Origin of the sequence: Thalassolituus sp. UBA675 (assembly GCF_002297765.1) — a bacterium.
Classification (GTDB): domain Bacteria; phylum Pseudomonadota; class Gammaproteobacteria; order Pseudomonadales; family Oceanobacteraceae; genus Thalassolituus.
The window spans coordinates 129750-146708 of record NZ_DBNJ01000031.1 but is presented as its reverse complement, the minus strand read 5'-3'; the positions used below and the strand labels follow the sequence as shown (position 1 = coordinate 146708).

The following is a 16959-nucleotide window of genomic DNA, read 5'->3' as shown; positions in this document are numbered from 1 at the left end:
TGTCCAGCCTTCAATTGTTAAACAGGTAAAGCAGGATGAGCCCCAGCGACATGCTGAAGAGCCCGATCATTCTCATGGTGCGGTCATCTGTCTCGGCCATCCGGATCACCAGCTGGCGCCATCGTGCGGGGTAAAGAAAGGGAATAACGCCCTCAATAATCAGCACCAGACTGACGGCCACCGCCAGTGTATGCCAGGCTTCTGCGGACACTTTCTCTACCTTGATGTAAAACAGAATTGCACAAAAAAACCGGGCTACCAGCCCGGTTGCGGGATTCTACCAGAGCTGACCGGGCTTGAACATGCAAACATGTTCAGGCCCGGCTGCCATTAGTTCCCTTTGGAGTCGTTCAGGTAACGGAAGAAGTCGCTCTTAGGATCGAGCAACAGAACGTCGTTGCCTTCGAAGGTCTCAGTGTAAGCCTTCAGACTGCGGGTAAATGAGTAGAACTCAGGGTCTTTATTGAACGCCTGCGCATAGATGCGCGATGCTTCAGCATCGCCCTCACCTCGGATCTGCTCGGCTTCCCGGTAGGCTTCTGCCTCGATCACCGTTTTCTGACGATCTGCGTCTGCCTGAATACCTTCAGCCAGCTCGTTACCTTCAGAGCGGATCTCACGGGATTCACGACCACGTTCTGCCGACATACGCTGATACACGTTATTGCTCAGCTCATCTGGCAGGTCGATCGCTTTAACGCGAACATCCAGTACTTCGATACCCAGCTCGTCCTGCGTCTGCTCGTTGAGCATTGCGGTCAGTTTGGTCATCAGCTGATCACGCTCACCAGAAACAACTTCGTACAGGCTGCGCGCTGCGATTTCGTCACGCAGACCCTTGTTCACCTGGTTTTCCAGAAGAAGCGTTGCACGAGTGCGGTCACCCGATGTCGCCTGGTAGTAATTACGCACGTCTTTGATGCGCCATTTCGCGAACGAATCAACGATGACGTATTTCTTACCTGACGTCAGGAAGCGTGATGGCTGAGTATCCAGCGTCAGTACACGCGCATCGAAACGCTTGATGACATCGGCCAGTGGCATTTTAAACCCGATGCCCGGCTGAACATCGTCGTCAATCATCTCACCGAAGCGCAGCTTAATCGCACGCTCGGTTTCTTTGATGATGTAGAAGCTCTGGCTACCAATCAGGACCACCAGCGCGATAACGATCAGCGAAGTAAATGCTTTAGGTGACATTATCGACCCTCCCGACGAATAGTAGATGAACTGCCTGAAGTACGACGCGAGTTAGCCTCACGGATCACTTCATCAGTCAGGCGCTTGATGTCTTCATCACTGAGATCAGACTGACGAGCCACACCCTGAGCCTGCTGGGTCAGTTTATCGAGTGGCAGGTACATCATGTTGTTACCGCCTTCGACGTCCACCAGAACTTTACTGCTCTTGTTGTACACCTGAGTCACGGCATCAATGTAGAGACGTTCACGGGTAACGGCTGGTGCCTTGTTGTACTCGCTTAACAGCTTGGTAAAGCGATCGGCTTCACCTTCTGCACGTGCCACAACACGCTCACGGTAGGCGCGGGCTTCTTCGAGCTGACGCTGAGCGCGACCACGGGCTTCCGGAACAACCGAGTTCGCGTAGGCTTCTGCGTCGTTGATGGTGCGTTCTTTATCCTGCTTAGCACGCTGAACATCATCGAACGCTTCTTTCACCGCCGCTGGCGGGGTTGCGTCTTTAATGTTCACGTTCTGCAGAGTGATACCTGTGTTGTACTCATCCATGTAGAACTGCAGACGCTGTTTAACCGCTTCTGCCAGAACCACACGACCTGTCGTCAGGATAGGGTCCATTTCGGTGGAACCCACCTCATGACGCAGCGCACTTTCGGCGGCATCACGCAGAGTCAGTTCAGGGTCTTCAACACGCAGCGCATAAGACACAGGATCGGTGACGCGGTACTGAACGTTCAGTTTTACGTCGACGATGTTTTCGTCTTCGGTCAGCATGCTTTCACGGATTTCAGTTTCACGAACACGGGTCGCGTTAACGATGATTACGTCTTCAATCACTGGCAGTTTCCAGTTCAGACCTTCACCTTCGATGCGGTCAAACTTACCAGTACGTAATACGACGCCGCGTTCCTGAGTGTCGAGGATGTATACAGAATTCATCGCTAGCAGAATTGCCGCGATGACTGCGGCTACAACAAGAAAGCCTGTGATGCTGCCATCACCGCCGTTGTTGTTATTTCCGCCGCTTTTCTTGCCGCCGAATAAACCGTTCAGTTTATCAGTCAGCTTGCGGATCACTTCGTCCAGATCGGGTGGCTGATTACCACCACCACCGCCGTTGCCCCTGTTATTGTTACCCCAAGGGTCTTTGGGCTTGTTGCCATTACCGCCAGGCTCATTCCAGGCCATAGATCACTCCAGTCAGTGTGGCTGTTTTGTCATAAATGAATAGTACGTCCGTCATGATAACGGATTTGAGCGCAGCGGCCAGCCCATCAGGCATTGAATCGGGCAACTAACCGCCGACTTTCGCTATAACCAGGGATCTGCAGGTTGCGCGATAAAGCGCGACTCAGGAACCTCAGCTTTAGATAACGCTCGTTTAAAGTCTTGCAACTGCATGCGAATCTGCAGATGGATGTCACCATTATCGGCAAAATCCTCGCCCTGAACGCCACCGCTTTCGTAAAGAATTGCACGAAGACGTGCATCCGCAGGCGCCAGCGTGAGTCGATCTTCGAAGATCTCTTCGCCCAACAACTCAGACATCGCCTGACACAGCAGGTCAAAACCAAGTCGTTCCTGTGCCGACACCCAGACCGCAACGGGGACACCATCCTCGTTCCGGTCGATGCGCGGCTCACCAGATTCCAACAGGTCGATCTTGTTGTACACACGTAATTCAGGCAGTTCATCCGCCTGAATTTCTCCAAGTACCAGCTCAACCTGCTCGATATTGCCTTCCCGTTCATCCGAGGCACAGTCGATCACGTGCATCAACAGGTCAGCTTCTGCCGCTTCCTGAAGAGTGGCACGGAATGCCTCTACCAGTTTATGGGGCAGGTGTCGGATAAATCCAACCGTATCCGCCAGAACGATTTCACCCACGTCATCAATTTCGAGACGTCGCAAGGTCGGATCAAGCGTTGCAAACAACTGATCTGCAGCATAGACCTCAGCCTGCGTCAGTGCATTGAACAGAGTCGATTTACCCGCATTGGTGTATCCGACAATAGCAACGGTCGGTACATCTGAGCGCTTACGCGCACGGCGACTCTGGTTACGCTGTGCCCTTACTTTCTCAAGACGGGCATGAATACTTTTCACCCGCTCCCGCAGAAGACGTCGGTCAGTCTCAAGCTGAGTTTCACCCGGCCCGCGCATACCGATACCACCTTTCTGACGTTCAAGGTGAGTCCAGCCACGGACAAGACGGGTCGACTGATGCTGCAGCTGTGCCAGCTCAACCTGTAACTTACCCTCGTGGGTACGAGCGCGTTGGGCAAAGATATCGAGAATCAGGCCGGTACGGTCGAGCACCCGGCACTTAATTTCACGTTCAACGTTGCGCTCCTGACTGGGTGTCAGTGCATGGTTAAAAATCACCAGGCTCACATCGTGCATACGCACCGCTTCAGCGATTTCTTCAACCTTGCCCTTACCAACGAACGTTTTTACATGAGGTACATCCCGCTTGGTCGTTACCAGATCTACCGGGTCAGCCCCCGCAGAGATAACGAGTTCACGGAATTCACTCAGGTCCTCCCGGTTCGCTCCTTCGGGGAAGTCGACGTGTACGAGGATGGCTTCTTCACCACCACTGTCAGGACGCTCAAAAAACACAGATAGATGTACCTTTGTCGGCGATTATTCAGAATTTGGAAATCTGGTCGTACCGGATGCTTCCGATAAAAAATAGCAGATGCGAGACACAATGATGCCTCAGACGCTCAATCACAACACTGCGGCTGTTTCAGTCGGATGGTGGGAATATCAGCGGGCCCGCCCTCTTTACGGCAAAGCCCCTGATCAGGCCGGGCGATTATTCCTCGCCTTCACCCTGTTCTGCTGCTGGTGCCAGACGCACATTGCGGCTAGGAACAACAGTAGAAATTGCGTGCTTATAAACCATCTGAGACACGGTGTTCTTCAGCAGGATAACGAACTGATCGAATGATTCGATCTGCCCCTGCAGCTTAATGCCGTTAACCAGAAAGATGGAAACCTGGATACGCTCCTTACGAAGCTGGTTCAGATAAGGGTCTTGTAAAGAGTGCCCTTTTGACATAGTCGTTCTCCTAAATGAGAGAGTGCCTTCCAATCTGCGGTCGGCGAAGTAATAGTAGATTGCCCCATTGGTGGCCAGAACCTGCCCCAAAACTAACATGGAGGCCATGAAATAAACCGGTACACCTAAACCGGATCATCTGTACAGACACATATTTGGTCGTCGGGTTCAGCCCGAGAATGCCGAATTCCGCATTGTTATGGTAATTCAATACGGTCAGCAGCCGTTCTCACAGCTAAATATGGCGCTGGTGCTGAGTATTTTCAAGGTATTTCTGACAATATCCGGATCATCGGTATCCAGCCAGTGAAGATCGGGCCAGCTACGCAGCCAGGTGATCTGACGTTTGGCCAGTTGGCGCGTCGCAATAATGCCCCGTTCTATCATCTCGTCGTAGTCGTATTCACCATCCAGATAGTCCCACGCCTGACGATATCCAACGCAACGGATGGACGGCATATTCTTATCAAGATCACCACGGGCACGCAGCGCTTTTACCTCGTCGAGAAAACCATCGGCCACCATAATACGGAAACGCTCAGCGATGCGTTCGTGTAAACGCTTGCGCTCTGCCGGGCATACCGCGAGGTTCACGACATGGTAGGGCAGCGGTTCGGTCTGTTGCTCGGCCCAGTACTCCGTCAGTGTTTTGCCAGAGATCAGATACACCTCAAGCGCACGCTGAATACGCTGAGAATCCATAGGCTTCAGGCGACGTGCGGACTCAGGATCGATATCTGCCAGCCGCGCATGCATCGCCGGCCAACCTTTCTCAAGGCCTTCTTCGAGTAGCTGCTGCCGGATTGCTTCATCGGCTTTTGGCAGATCTGCAGCACCGTCGCGGAGAAATTTGAAATACATCATGGTGCCACCTACCAGCAATGGCACTTTGCCTGCGGCGGTAATGTCTGCCATTTCGCGTAAAGCGTCTTCACGGAAATTAGCGGCGGAGTATGCCTCGGCCGGATCAATCAGATCAATCAGACGATGCGGTGCCTGCGCTTGCATACTGGCGTCCGGCTTGGCGGTACCGATGTCCATGCCTTTGTAGACCAGCGCTGAATCGACACTGATAATTTCGCAATCGTGGTTCTTAACCAACTCCAGTGCGAGTGCCGTCTTACCTGAGGCCGTCGGCCCCATCAGAAAAATCGCGGGCGGTAAACTCACAGGAGGTAAGGATTCTGACATCAGCGGCCCCGCAGAAAGAGCTTATCCAACTCTGACATCGTCATCTGAGTCCAGGTCGGTCGCCCGTGGTTGCACTGTCCGGAGCGCTCGGTGGCTTCCATATCCCGTAACAAAGCATTCATTTCAGGTAGGGTCAGTTTCCGGTTTGCCCGTACAGAACCATGGCACGCCATGGTCGACAGCAGTTCGTTGCGATGGGCAAGAATCCGGTCCGAGGCGCCATGCTCCATCAGATCACTCAGCATATCAGTGATCAGTTGCCCGACATTTGCTTGCTGCAACAATACCGGAATCTGGCGGATCATCAGACTCTCTGGCGACACTCTCGCCAGCTCAACGCCGAACTGACGGAATTCATCGGAGAACTGCTCTGCCGCATCGGCCTCACGCTCACTGACGTGCAGAGTTTCGGGCACGAGCAAAGGCTGACTCTGAACGCCCTGCTCATCCACCGCGACTTTTAAACGCTCGTAGGTAATTCGCTCGTGTGCAGCGTGCATATCCACGACCACCAGACCGTGAGCATTCTGCGCGAGTATATAAATGCCATGCAGTTGAGCGACGGCAAACCCGAGTGGCGGCAGGTCTTCTGCACTGGATTCAGGAAGTGGTTGTGGCGCTCCCTGATTCAGCTGTTCGTAACTGCGTAATTGTTCAGCCACTGCGCCCTGCCCCGGACGACTGTCAGAAAAACTCTGACCAAAAGAACCGCCAGAAAAATTCTGAGCTGTTGAGGTCGCGGCGCCGTCAGCGGTTGCAGAGAAGGGAACTCGTTCGTTAGCAGGCTGTTGCCAGTCAAGCCGATTCTGTCCCTGAAACTCTCCCGCCTCTGTACCTGTTGCCGCCGGAGCTGCACTTGGCTGCAGATTCGCGGTCGGCTGCTCCGGGCGTATGTCCGCCAGAGCGCGGTGCAGAGAACGGAAAATAAAATCATGCACCAGACGACCATCGCGGAAGCGCACTTCGTGCTTGGTCGGGTGAACGTTAACGTCCACCAGCTTCGGGTCCAACCAGAGATAAAGTACAAACGCCGGATGACGACCATGATAAAGCACATCACGGTAGGCTTGTTTAATCGCGTGCACGACCAGTTTGTCACGCACCGCCCGGCCGTTCACAAAGAAATACTGCATATCCCCCTGCGAACGCGAAAACGTCGGTAAACCCACCCAACCTTCAATTGTCAGGCCCGCACCTTCGGTTTCAATGTGCACTGCGTTATCCATAAATTGCGGATTAAGCAGTGTTGCCACCCGTTTCTCACGATCAATCGTCCGGGCCGCAGGGCGCAACGAATGAATGACGCGGTTGTTATGACGCAGCGTAAAAGCAACGTCATAGCGACTGAGTGCGAGCTTTTTCAGTGTGTCTTCAAGGTGAGAGAATTCTGTCTTTTCTGTACGCAGAAACTTACGTCGTGCTGGCGTATTAAAAAACAGGTCACGCGCTTCAACCGTGGTGCCTGTTGGGTGGGCTGCCGGGCTGACTTCCGCCTGCATATCACGCCCTTCCGCTTTCACCTGCCAGGCTTCATCTGAGCCTTTCTCTCTGGAGGTCAGAGTCAGACGCGATACCGACGAGATACTCGCCAAGGCTTCACCACGGAAACCCATTGTGCCCACGGCTTCGAGATCATCCAGCGTAGTAATTTTACTGGTGGCGTGGCGACTGAGAGACAAAGGCAGGTCGTCTTTGCCGATGCCGTGCCCGTCATCACGAACGCGAAGCAGCTTAATGCCACCCTGCTCGGCATCAACATCAATATGCTGAGCACCAGCATCCAGCGAATTTTCGACCAACTCTTTAATGATATTGGCTGGACGTTCTACAACTTCGCCCGCAGCAATCTGGTTCGCAAGACGTGGCGATAACAGGTGTATTCGGCTCATAGCTCAGACTGAAAGTTCAGGAATTTGGAATACGCAGTTTCTGGCCGACTCTCAGCGAGTTACTGCTCAGGCCATTCAGTTTGCGCAGCTCAGACATTCCCATGCCGCTGCGAACTGCCAGCTCAGAAAGAGTGTCGCCACTACGGACTGTGTATTCGATGTATTGTTGTGCTGCTTTCTTACGCGCCGCCATCAAGGTTCCGGCCGGAGGATTATTCTGAAAATAATCTTTAATGCCGTTGAAAATCGCACGCGCCATTTTCTTCTGGTAAGCGCTGGTTTTCAGCTGCCGGGCTTCGCCAGGGTTTGAAATAAATCCTGTTTCTACCAGTAGCGCCGGCATGTCCGGTGATTTCAGTACGACAAATGCGGCTTCTTCGACGTTCTTCTTGTGCAGTTTACTGATCTTGCCCATTTCCTGCAGAATTTCATCGCCAATCGAAACACTGGCGGTGCGCTTATGCGTCATCGACAGATCCAGTAACGTCATCGCCAGGTGATCCTCACGATCACCAATGCTGACACCACCAATTAAGTCGGACGAATTTTCTTTGTCGGCAAGAAAGCGTGCCGTCTCACTGGTCGCTCCCCGGTCTGACAACACAAATACCGAGCTACCGCTGGCACTGGGGTGCTTAAACGCATCGGCATGAATAGAGACAAAGAAATCGGCATTCGCTTTACGGGCTTTTTCTGAGCGCTCACGTAAGCCGATGTAGTAATCGCCGGTGCGGACCATAAAGGGGGCAAAGCCAGTTTCCTGATCCAGCAGGCGTTGCAGTTCTTTGGATATCGCCAGAACCACATGTTTTTCCATCACGCGGCCAGGGCCAAGGGCTCCGGGGTCTTCGCCGCCGTGCCCGGCATCGATGGCAATAATAATGTCACGCTGGTCGGTTTCGTAGGTTTCTGCTTTCTTAACGATATCAGGCGCACTCATAGACGCTTCTGACTGAGGACGTTCAAGATCTACGACCAGTCGATGGTGAGACACCCCTTCAGAAGGGGGTAACGGGAAGCTGCGATATTTCATCGTCGCGCGGGTTTCTACCACAAGACGCAGGTCGGTCTTGTTGCGGCGTCCACTGCGCACACGAATCACTTCGCTGGAATCGTCGGCTACCTTTTCTAACGACGACATTTTCAGCGACGCATTTTTAAGGTCAACGACGATGCGGTCCGGCCCGGTCAGCTGGAAGATTTTATGTTCGTGCGGTCCGCTGAGGTCGAGCACCAGACGGACTTTATCGGGAGACTGCCAGATGCGTACGTCGCTGACGTCTGCCCATACTGGCAGCACACAGAGTGTCACGACGAAAAACGCGATCAGCCGCTTAATTATTCCTGCCATTCTTTTACCAGCTGCTGCAGTTGCCTGCTCCACTGTGCCCCTTTATCTGTCTCTGCCTGCCAGTTGAGGATACGTGCCTCACCTACATCGTCAATATGAATCGCAAGATCGGCCTCGGGCAATACACCGCGCCCACGCTCAGGCCACTCGATCAGGCACAAAGTTCCATCCGTCAGATATTCGCGAATCCCCATGTACTCAAGCTCTTCCGGGTCTCCCAGACGATAGAGGTCAAAATGACAAACCCGGCCTTCCGGCAGATCATACTCTTCAACGAGTGTATAGGTCGGGGACTTCACCGGGCCAGTATGACCGAGCGCCTGAATCAGCCCGCGACTCAGGGTAGTTTTGCCAGCGCCCAGAGTACCTTCGAGAAATACCAAGCCACCGCCCATCAGTATTGATGACATACGGCCTGCAAAATTGACCATTTCATCTTCGCCGGTCAGGCGTATCTGGTCAGTAGTCTGTGGATTGCTCTCAGTCATCAGTTCACCAATTGTCGGATAAATGGCATCAGGTCTGTCGCAAGGAGTCCGCGCGTCCCGGACTCTGCGGCCGCGAGATCAGCAGCGGCACTATGCAGGCAGGCGCCACGAACAGCCGCCTGCCATGGCGTTAACCCCTGAGCCAGAAGCCCGGCTATCACACCCGTAAGAACATCACCCATTCCGCCGGTCGCCATGCCCGGGTTGCCATCCGTGCAGATCGCCAGCTCGCCTTCGGGAGAAGCAATGATACTGCCCTGCCCCTTGAGAATAACAACCGCATGGTATTTCTCAGCAATTGCCTGCGCCGCACCGAGGCGATCGGACTGAATATCCGCTACGGACTTGTCCAGCAACCGTGCAGCTTCGCCCGGGTGCGGAGTCATCACGACGTCACGCTCGGGAAATTCCGTCTGCCAGCCCGGAGAGGCAATAATATTCAATGCATCGGCATCCAGCACGACCGGATAGTCACTCTGAAGAACCTGCTGCAGAAGCAACTCTGCCCAACTGCTGCGCCCGAGTCCGGGGCCACAGGCCAACACTGACGCTTTTTCCATCAGGGGCTGCATTTCAAGCCCGGCATTAATCGCCGCCGCCATACACTCCGGGCGCCGACCAAGCACCACGGAGACATTGGCCGGGCGCGTCGCACAGGAGATCAGGCCTGCGCCAGTACGACAGCAGGCGTCCACGGCCATAGCAATAGCACCGCCGAAGCCGGTTTCGCCGCCAATCAGCAACGCATGGCCATGGTTTCCTTTGTTGGAGTTACCGCGTCGGGAAGGCAGTAAGGGGGCATCCTGAGTAAGCGTGTGATAACTCACTCGTTGCGCCAGTACAGAAACCGCTTGCCGCTCTGCATCGGTTAACCCGAGAGCCGCGTAGTGAAGTTCACCACAGCAGTCCGGGCCGTCGCAGGTCAACAGACCTGGCTTCATACCGATAAAGGTCATCGTCGCATCTGCCTGAACCACATGGCCCATAATCATGCCGGTACTGGCGTTCAGGCCAGAAGGAATATCAAGAGCGAATACCGGCGCCTGGTGTTCGTTCATCGCCTTAATCGCTTCGGCAAACTCACCCCGTACGACCGCATTCAGGCCTGTACCTAATAAGCCATCAACCAGAAGGTCAGCATCTGCGGGCAGATTGCCATCGAATTCACGGGCAACGACACCGGCGCTCTCGGCCATGTGCCGGGCATCGGTCGCCGATGGGCTTTGTCGGGTAACATCGCCAAGCATCAGAACAGTTACCGACAGGCCCTGCTCGACTGCTAATGCAGCGATTACCCAGCCGTCACCACCGTTATTGCCAGCACCGGCAAGAATGCACAGGTGCTGCGCTTCGGGCCAACGCTCACGCAGGCATTCAAATGCCGCTTCGCCAGCCTGTCGCATCAGACTGTAGCCATTGTCTCCCATGCGCTGAATAATCAGCCGGTCGAGCTCCCGTACGCCAGCAACGCTGTCGATGTTTCCGGGAAGATGGTCATAGCCTGTGTAAGGTCGCTTCATCGCGGTTGGGCCTGCGCTTGTGATACATTGCCGGGATTATATAAGTCCCAGGGCAGCCCGGCCAGAATGACATCCTCCAGGACAGTACTTACCCCAGAACAACTACAGAAGTTGCGTGATGATATTACGCAATGGTCGCTCGAGGCTGGCTTTCAGCAGTGTGGGTTCAGTAGCGTCGATACAGGTGAGCACGGCGATCGTTTACAACAGTGGCTGGATGCCGGTTATCACGGTGAAATGAGCTATATGGCCGATCACGTGACGGAACGGGGACCGATGCGTGCTCTGCCCGATGAGCTGCTTCCCGGCACGCTCAGTGTGATCAGCCTGCGCATGGATTATCTGGCGCCCGGTGTTGAGGTAGCTAAGCATCTGCAGGATAAAAACAATGCTTATATTTCTCGTTATGCGCTGGGGCGCGATTATCACAAGTTAATCCGCAAACGCCTGACGCAACTCGGAAAACGCATTCAGTCTGAGATTGGCGACCTTGGTTTCCGTGCCTTTGTCGACAGCGCGCCCATTCTCGAGCGGGCTCTCGCAGAACAGGCGGGAATCGGCTGGATTGGTAAAAATACGATGGTTCTGAACCGCAAGGCGGGCTCGTATTTTTTTCTGGGTGAAATTCTCACAGATCTGCCGCTCGAGCCAAATAACACTCCACTGAAGAATCATTGCGGCCGCTGTACCTCGTGTCTGGATATCTGCCCGACTCAGGCCTTTGTCGGCCCTTATGTTCTCGACGCGAGAAAGTGTATTTCTTACCTGACCATCGAACTCGATGGGCCTATCCCGCAAGAACTTCGCAGCGGCATCGGCAACCGTATTTTTGGTTGCGACGACTGCCAGATTGGCTGCCCCTGGAATCGCTTCAGTAAAAGTAGCGAAGAACCCGACTTCACCCCTCGCCACCAGCTGGACAAAGCAACATTGCTTGAACTGTTTCAGTGGGATGAAGCAACCTTTCTGAAAAAAACCGAAGGTATGCCGATCCGGCGAACCGGCTACGAGAACTGGATGCGGAATATATCGGTAGCTTTAGGAAATGCCCCACAGAGTATTGAAGTGCAGGAAGCGTTGAAAAATCAGAAAGGAAAAATTTCAGGCTTGGTTGATGAACACATCAACTGGGCCCTGCAACAGCAGGGCCATTGAAGACCATCCTTTCCAGTGGTCATCTTAACGATTACCTATCACTGGCGCAGTGCACGCAGCATCCAGGCAGTCTTCTCGTGCAGGCTCATACGAGCCGTCAGCAGGTCAGCTGTACCTTCATCGAAGACTTCATCAGTCATTTTGATAACGCTACGACAGGTGCGTACAACCTGCTCGTGTCCTTTCGTGAGGATATCGACCATCTCGTTAGCTTCAGGTACACCGTCCACTTCTTCAACAGAACTCAGACGCGCAAACTCTTTGTAAGTACCCGGCGCGGTGAACCCCAGAGTACGGATTCGCTCGGCGATATCATCCACGGCCTCGGCCAGCTCGGTGTAGTGTTCTTCAAACATCAGGTGTAATTCACGGAACTGAGGGCCAGTGACGTTCCAGTGGAAGTTGTGGGTCTGCAGGTACAGGGTGTAAGAGTCTGCCAGAACTTTGCTCAGACCTTCTGCAATCTGTTTGCGGCTTTCTTCATTGATACCAATGTCGATCGAAGTCATACGTGTACTCCTTCTGAAAATGAATCACTCCCTTTTAATGACAGGGCCTGTTTGGCTTTGTTCCCCAAATATGCTCCCCAAATATGTTCCAAAAATATGTACTGGAAACATTTGACGCTTTTCCGGAGCTCTGCCAATGTCGATGCTCTTCCGTTACTAATATTTCCTCAATATTGCCTGAACAAGAGTGCAGCATATGGCGAACACGAATCTGACGTCTGTCTTCAATAACAAACTTATCTGGATTACCGGAGCGTCTTCCGGCATTGGAGAACAACTCTGTTATGACCTGAGCAAGCTGGGCGCTCGCCTGATCCTGTCCGCCCGCCGAACAGACGAGCTTGAGCGGGTAAGAAACGCCTGTCAGAGTCCAGAAACACATACTGTTCTGCCGCTCGACATGTTGAATGAAGCCGACGTGATCAACGCCGCTGACAAGGCGGCCAACGAACTCGGCACCGTAGATTACCTGTTCAATAACGCAGGTATCACACAGCGCTCGCTGATCAATGAAACCGATGCCGATATTTATCGCAAGGTGATGGAACTGAATTATTTCTCGCAGGTGACAATTACCCGTAAAGTCCTTCCCGGCATGCTTGCTCGAGGCTCAGGGCATATCGTGACCACCTCAAGTATCGCCGGACTGATCGGCATTCCTTACCGCTCGGCTTACTGCTCATCGAAGCACGCCATTATTGGTTTTATGGATTCTTTGCGCTCTGAAGTACACGACAAAGGATTGCGGGTTACAACGCTTTGTCCGGGCTTCGTACGCACCAATATTATCGATACCGCCCGCCGTGAAGGCACGGCTCAGGAGAAGGTTGAGGACACCGTCATCAAAAACGGCATGGCCGTCGATGAGGCAGTAGCCGAAGTCTTAAATGCCGTAGCCAATGAAAAAGAACAGGTCGTTATCGCCAAAGGCAAAGAAGGTATGGGCCCCATCATTAAGCGACTTTTCCCGAGCGTGATTTATAAGATGGTTCGGAAAATGGCGTTAACCTGATTCCTCCGTGAATGAACTTGTGAACAGAAAGCAGGTCGACTTTCACAGGAGGTGAATCATGAGTAAACAAGCCGTTATATACCGTATGGTGATGGAAAAACACATCTGCCCTTTCGGTTTAAAGTCTCTCGACCTGCTAAAACGCGAAGGATTTCAGGTCGAAGACCACTGGTTAACGACCCGCGAAGAAACCGACGCGTTTAAAAAAGAACATGAGGTCGAAACGACTCCGCAAACATTTATCGATGGAAAGCGCATCGGTGGTTACGACGCCCTGAAAGATCACTTTGGTAAGTCAGGTAAGAAAGAGAAGACAACAAGCTACACCCCGATCATTGCGATTTTTTCTGTCACGCTTCTGATGGCTCTGGGCGCTTCTCACATGTTAAGTGGAAGTTTCTTTGGTGCCCGATGGTTTGAATTGTTTATCGCCTTCAGCATGTGTGTGCTGGCGATTCAGAAATTGCAGGATCTCGAAGCATTCTCTTTGCAGTTCCTCGGGTATGACCTGCTGGCCCAGAAGTACGTCCCCTATTCAAAGATCTACCCGTTCGCAGAGGCATTCGCCGGCATAGGTATGATCGCTATGGTGTGGACACCACTGGTTGCGCTTGTCGCCTTATTCATCGGTAGTATCGGCGCAGCATCCGTCTATAAAGCCGTTTATATTCAGAAACGGGAGCTGAAATGCGCCTGTGTCGGTGGCAACAGTAATGTTCCCCTTGGCGCGATATCCATGACGGAAAACCTGATGATGGTAGGAATGGCGCTCTGGATGCTTCTGTTTCGTTGATTTGATGCTTCTCTGAATCAACTTTCAACGGAAAGAAATAAAAAAGCGCCCCAGCATTTTTGCTGGCGGCGCTTTTTTCTTACACGGCTAAAAAGTGCTTACGATAGTGCTGCATTTCAGCGATGGACTCACGAATATCATCCAGCGCCTGATGCGCCCCTTTCTTCTCGAATGAAGAGACAGCTTCGGGCTTCCAGCGACGGGCTAACTCTTTCAGCGTGGATACATCGATATTGCGGTAGTGGAAATAGCGCTCAAGCTCAGGCATGTACTTCACCAGAAAACGTCGATCCTGGTGAATACTGTTGCCGCACAGTGGCGATGCACCCTCTTTAACGTGCTCTTTCAGAAAGGCGATGGTCGCCAGCTCTGCAGCACGGGCATCCTGCGTACTGTCTTTGACGCGCTGAGTAAGACCTGAGTTACCATGGGTACGGGTGTTCCATTCGTCCATCGCATCCAGCAAAACGTCTGGCTGATGCACCGCAATTACAGGCCCCTCGGCAATAACGTTGAGGTCACTGTCGGTCACGATCGTCGCGATTTCAATAATGACATCCTGCTCTGGCTCAAGACCTGTCATCTCCAGGTCCATCCAGACCAGATTATCTTTCTGACTCATGTCGCATTCTCAGTAAGTATGTTGGTGATATCAGTCTAGCAAGTTGCACCAAACCCAGCCAACCGCGACAATAGCGCCATCTCACAAATCAGAGCGGATATGGCAAAGCGCAAACTAAACCGGCGTCAGGCCTGGCGGATTGAAAAAATCCAGCAGGAAAAGGCTTCACGAGCTAAACGCAAAGAGCGTGATATTTCAGATCAGCTGAGCGCAGGCGAACTGGGTGAAGAGACGCATGGGCTGATTATCGCTCACTTCGGATCTCAGGTTGAGGTTGAAGACGAGCACCGCACCCGCTACCGCTGCTTTCTCCGCGCTAACCTCGGCTCTCTGGTCACGGGCGATCATGTCGTGTTCCGCCCGGGGCCTGAGAATAACGGTGTACTGACCGGCGTCGTCGAGATGGTGCAGGAACGTGAATCTGAGTTATCACGCCCAAACCCTTACAACGAGATCAAACCCGTCGCAGCGAATATCGACAACATTCTGCTGACCATTGCTCCCGAACCTCACGCCCACCGCAATCTGATTGACCGCTATCTGGTCGCTGCTGAGAACTGTGGTATCGAACCGATTCTGCTTCTCAATAAAATCGATCTGATTGACGAAGAGATTCAGCCGTACTTCGACGAGTTGCTCGGCGACTACGAAGTACTCGGTTACCGCTCGCTGCGGGTATGCAGCAAAGACGAAGACAGCCTGGCTGATCTGAAAACCTTCCTGAATGACCGGGTCAGTGTCTTTGTGGGTCAATCCGGGGTGGGCAAGTCGTCCCTGATTGCGACTCTGCTTCCGGGGGAAGACCTGCGCATTGGTGCCTTGTCTGAAAATACCCGTAAGGGCAAACATACAACCACGACTGCACGCCTCTATCACTTTCCTGCCGGCGGTGATCTGATTGACTCTCCAGGGATTCGTGAATTCGGGCTCTGGCATATGTCACCAGAGGAAGTGATGTATGGTTTCCGCGAGTTGAGAGGCATTGCTGGTCATTGTCGCTTCCGCGACTGCGCACATGAATCTGAACCTGGCTGCGCCATCATTGAAGCACTGGAAAACGGTGAGATCAGTGACGAACGCTTCTTCAGCTACAAACGGATTCTGAGTACGCTGACCGAACTGTAAGTCAGCGTACTACCAGAAAACTTCTTCTTTATTGGGCGGGTTATCGTAAGGATTGTCTGCCCGGTTACGTCTTTCCTGCAGCTCTTCGAGCATGGTTCCAGTGCGATTAATCGTCGGAGTTCTCGGGTCTTCTGCTCCGCCGTCACCATTTATAAATTCAATATCAGCATCACTGCCACTGCGGCCCTTGATCCCCTCATCGAGCGATTTATTAAGCAGGGTAATTGAAATGCGTCGATTGACTGTCGCTGCCGGGTCATCTGGTTTAAGTGGTGCGGTATCACCCATACCGATCACCTGAGCAATCTGTGACTTAGGTACGCCGGCTTCCATCAAGGCCCGCCGCGCAGAGTCTGCCCGTAGAGAGGAAAGCCCCCAATTTACGTCATCTTCATCACGTTGATTGGCTATCCCGGACGAATCGGTATGACCCGTGATCTGTAAACGATGATCGAGCCCGGACAACATGGGCGCCAGCTCCCATAAAATATCCTCAGAGTAGTAGCGTAAATGAGCGCTGCCCTGATCAAACATTGGCCGATTGGTCTGATCCACAATCTGCAAACGCAGACCTTCTGTCGTCAGATCCAGCAGAAGTTGATTTTTGAACGGGCTGAGCGTCGGACTGGCGGTAATCATGGCCTGAATTTTGGCCTTCATTTCCTCCATGCGCCGCTGTTCAATCGCGTCAGCAAGGCTCTCGATCTCGTCAGCCTGGAGAATTTTCTCAGGGTCAATACTCTCTGAAACGGCAATATTATCTGAGGTCGTTGGCGAGCCACCGAGGTCAATCACATACTTGGATGGCACTAGCTTGCCTTCCTCAAACGCTTTCGGGTCCTGAAAGTAGCCGGAAATGGCTTCACGCTCCTGCTCGTTCGAGGAGTTAATCACCCACAACACCAGAAACAGGGCCATCATCGCCAGCGCGAAATCGGCCATCGCGACTTTCCAGGCGCCGCCGTGCTCTTCGTGTTTGCCCTTTTTATAGCGACGGACAACGATATTCTGATGTGGGCTCAGCTTCTCCATCAGTCA

The 16959-nt window shown here is 53.1% G+C and carries 17 protein-coding genes; 4 read left to right on the top strand and 13 right to left on the bottom strand.

Going from position 1 to position 16959, the window contains the following annotated elements:
• Positions 1-10 precede the first annotated feature (10 nt).
• From B3007_RS14070 to B3007_RS14025, 10 genes are all read right to left on the bottom strand, one after another.
• Positions 11-211 carry a DUF2065 domain-containing protein gene (locus B3007_RS14070; RefSeq protein ID WP_068437367.1) on the bottom strand — a complete coding sequence of 67 codons (201 nt, stop codon included), beginning with the start codon at positions 209-211 and terminating at the stop codon, positions 11-13.
• Between the two features lie 119 nt (positions 212-330).
• Positions 331-1200, bottom strand: a complete 870-nt coding sequence (hflC, locus tag B3007_RS14065) for a protease modulator HflC (protein WP_068437364.1) — start codon at positions 1198-1200, stop codon at positions 331-333.
• Complete coding sequence (gene hflK / locus B3007_RS14060) at positions 1200-2387, bottom strand: FtsH protease activity modulator HflK (protein ID WP_076516530.1); 1188 nt, start codon at positions 2385-2387, stop codon at positions 1200-1202. Before hflK ends, hflC begins: the two co-directional genes overlap by 1 nt.
• A gap of 123 nt (positions 2388-2510) precedes the next feature.
• Positions 2511-3821, bottom strand: coding sequence for a ribosome rescue GTPase HflX (gene hflX / locus B3007_RS14055; RefSeq protein ID WP_068437344.1), 1311 nt, complete (start codon positions 3819-3821; stop codon positions 2511-2513).
• Between the two features lie 199 nt (positions 3822-4020).
• A complete protein-coding gene (hfq, locus tag B3007_RS14050) occupies positions 4021-4266 on the bottom strand; it encodes an RNA chaperone Hfq (RefSeq protein WP_068437341.1) in 246 nt (81 codons plus the stop codon).
• Between the two features lie 216 nt (positions 4267-4482).
• The gene (gene miaA / locus B3007_RS14045) at positions 4483-5457 is read right to left on the bottom strand and encodes a tRNA (adenosine(37)-N6)-dimethylallyltransferase MiaA (RefSeq protein ID WP_301376807.1); all 975 of its coding nucleotides are present in this window, start codon (positions 5455-5457) and stop codon (positions 4483-4485) included.
• Complete coding sequence (gene mutL, locus B3007_RS14040) at positions 5457-7346, bottom strand: DNA mismatch repair endonuclease MutL (RefSeq protein ID WP_068437334.1); 1890 nt, start codon at positions 7344-7346, stop codon at positions 5457-5459. The genes miaA and mutL overlap by 1 nt, the downstream gene beginning before the upstream one ends.
• A gap of 16 nt (positions 7347-7362) precedes the next feature.
• Complete coding sequence (locus B3007_RS14035) at positions 7363-8697, bottom strand: N-acetylmuramoyl-L-alanine amidase (protein WP_273087633.1); 1335 nt, start codon at positions 8695-8697, stop codon at positions 7363-7365.
• Entirely contained in the window at positions 8685-9185 is a 501-nt protein-coding gene (gene tsaE / locus B3007_RS14030) for a tRNA (adenosine(37)-N6)-threonylcarbamoyltransferase complex ATPase subunit type 1 TsaE (RefSeq protein WP_301376808.1), read from the bottom strand. Before tsaE ends, B3007_RS14035 begins: the two co-directional genes overlap by 13 nt.
• Complete coding sequence (locus B3007_RS14025; protein ID WP_068437329.1) at positions 9185-10705, bottom strand: bifunctional ADP-dependent NAD(P)H-hydrate dehydratase/NAD(P)H-hydrate epimerase; 1521 nt, start codon at positions 10703-10705, stop codon at positions 9185-9187. Before B3007_RS14025 ends, tsaE begins: the two co-directional genes overlap by 1 nt.
• A gap of 66 nt (positions 10706-10771) precedes the next feature.
• On the opposite strand from B3007_RS14025, the gene queG reads away from it, so the two are divergent.
• Positions 10772-11860: a tRNA epoxyqueuosine(34) reductase QueG gene (gene queG, locus B3007_RS14020; RefSeq protein ID WP_301376809.1), complete on the top strand. Its 1089-nt coding sequence runs from the start codon at positions 10772-10774 to the stop codon at positions 11858-11860.
• A gap of 38 nt (positions 11861-11898) precedes the next feature.
• On the opposite strand, the gene B3007_RS14015 is transcribed toward queG, so the two are convergent.
• Positions 11899-12369 (bottom strand): Dps family protein, encoded by a 471-nt coding sequence (locus tag B3007_RS14015; protein WP_068437323.1) that lies wholly within the window; start codon positions 12367-12369, stop codon positions 11899-11901.
• A 196-nt stretch (positions 12370-12565) separates the two neighbouring features.
• Between B3007_RS14015 and B3007_RS14010 the strand changes: the two genes are divergently transcribed.
• Together B3007_RS14010 and B3007_RS14005 are read left to right on the top strand one after the other, a co-directional pair.
• Entirely contained in the window at positions 12566-13381 is an 816-nt protein-coding gene (locus B3007_RS14010) for an SDR family oxidoreductase (RefSeq protein WP_301376810.1), read from the top strand.
• A gap of 58 nt (positions 13382-13439) precedes the next feature.
• Positions 13440-14174: a glutaredoxin gene (locus B3007_RS14005; RefSeq protein ID WP_301376811.1), complete on the top strand. Its 735-nt coding sequence runs from the start codon at positions 13440-13442 to the stop codon at positions 14172-14174.
• A 79-nt stretch (positions 14175-14253) separates the two neighbouring features.
• Here the strand turns inward: B3007_RS14005 and orn are convergent, their stop codons facing one another.
• Complete coding sequence (gene orn / locus B3007_RS14000; RefSeq protein ID WP_068437311.1) at positions 14254-14796, bottom strand: oligoribonuclease; 543 nt, start codon at positions 14794-14796, stop codon at positions 14254-14256.
• 99 nt (positions 14797-14895) lie between these two features.
• On the opposite strand from orn, the gene rsgA reads away from it, so the two are divergent.
• On the top strand, positions 14896-15921 hold the full coding sequence (gene rsgA, locus B3007_RS13995; RefSeq protein WP_301376812.1) for a small ribosomal subunit biogenesis GTPase RsgA: 1026 nt from the start codon (positions 14896-14898) through the stop codon (positions 15919-15921).
• A 9-nt stretch (positions 15922-15930) separates the two neighbouring features.
• Here rsgA and B3007_RS13990 read toward each other — a convergent pair whose 3' ends face one another.
• Positions 15931-16953: a flagellar motor protein MotB gene (locus B3007_RS13990; protein WP_301376813.1), complete on the bottom strand. Its 1023-nt coding sequence runs from the start codon at positions 16951-16953 to the stop codon at positions 15931-15933.
• Positions 16954-16959: the final 6 nt, after the last annotated feature.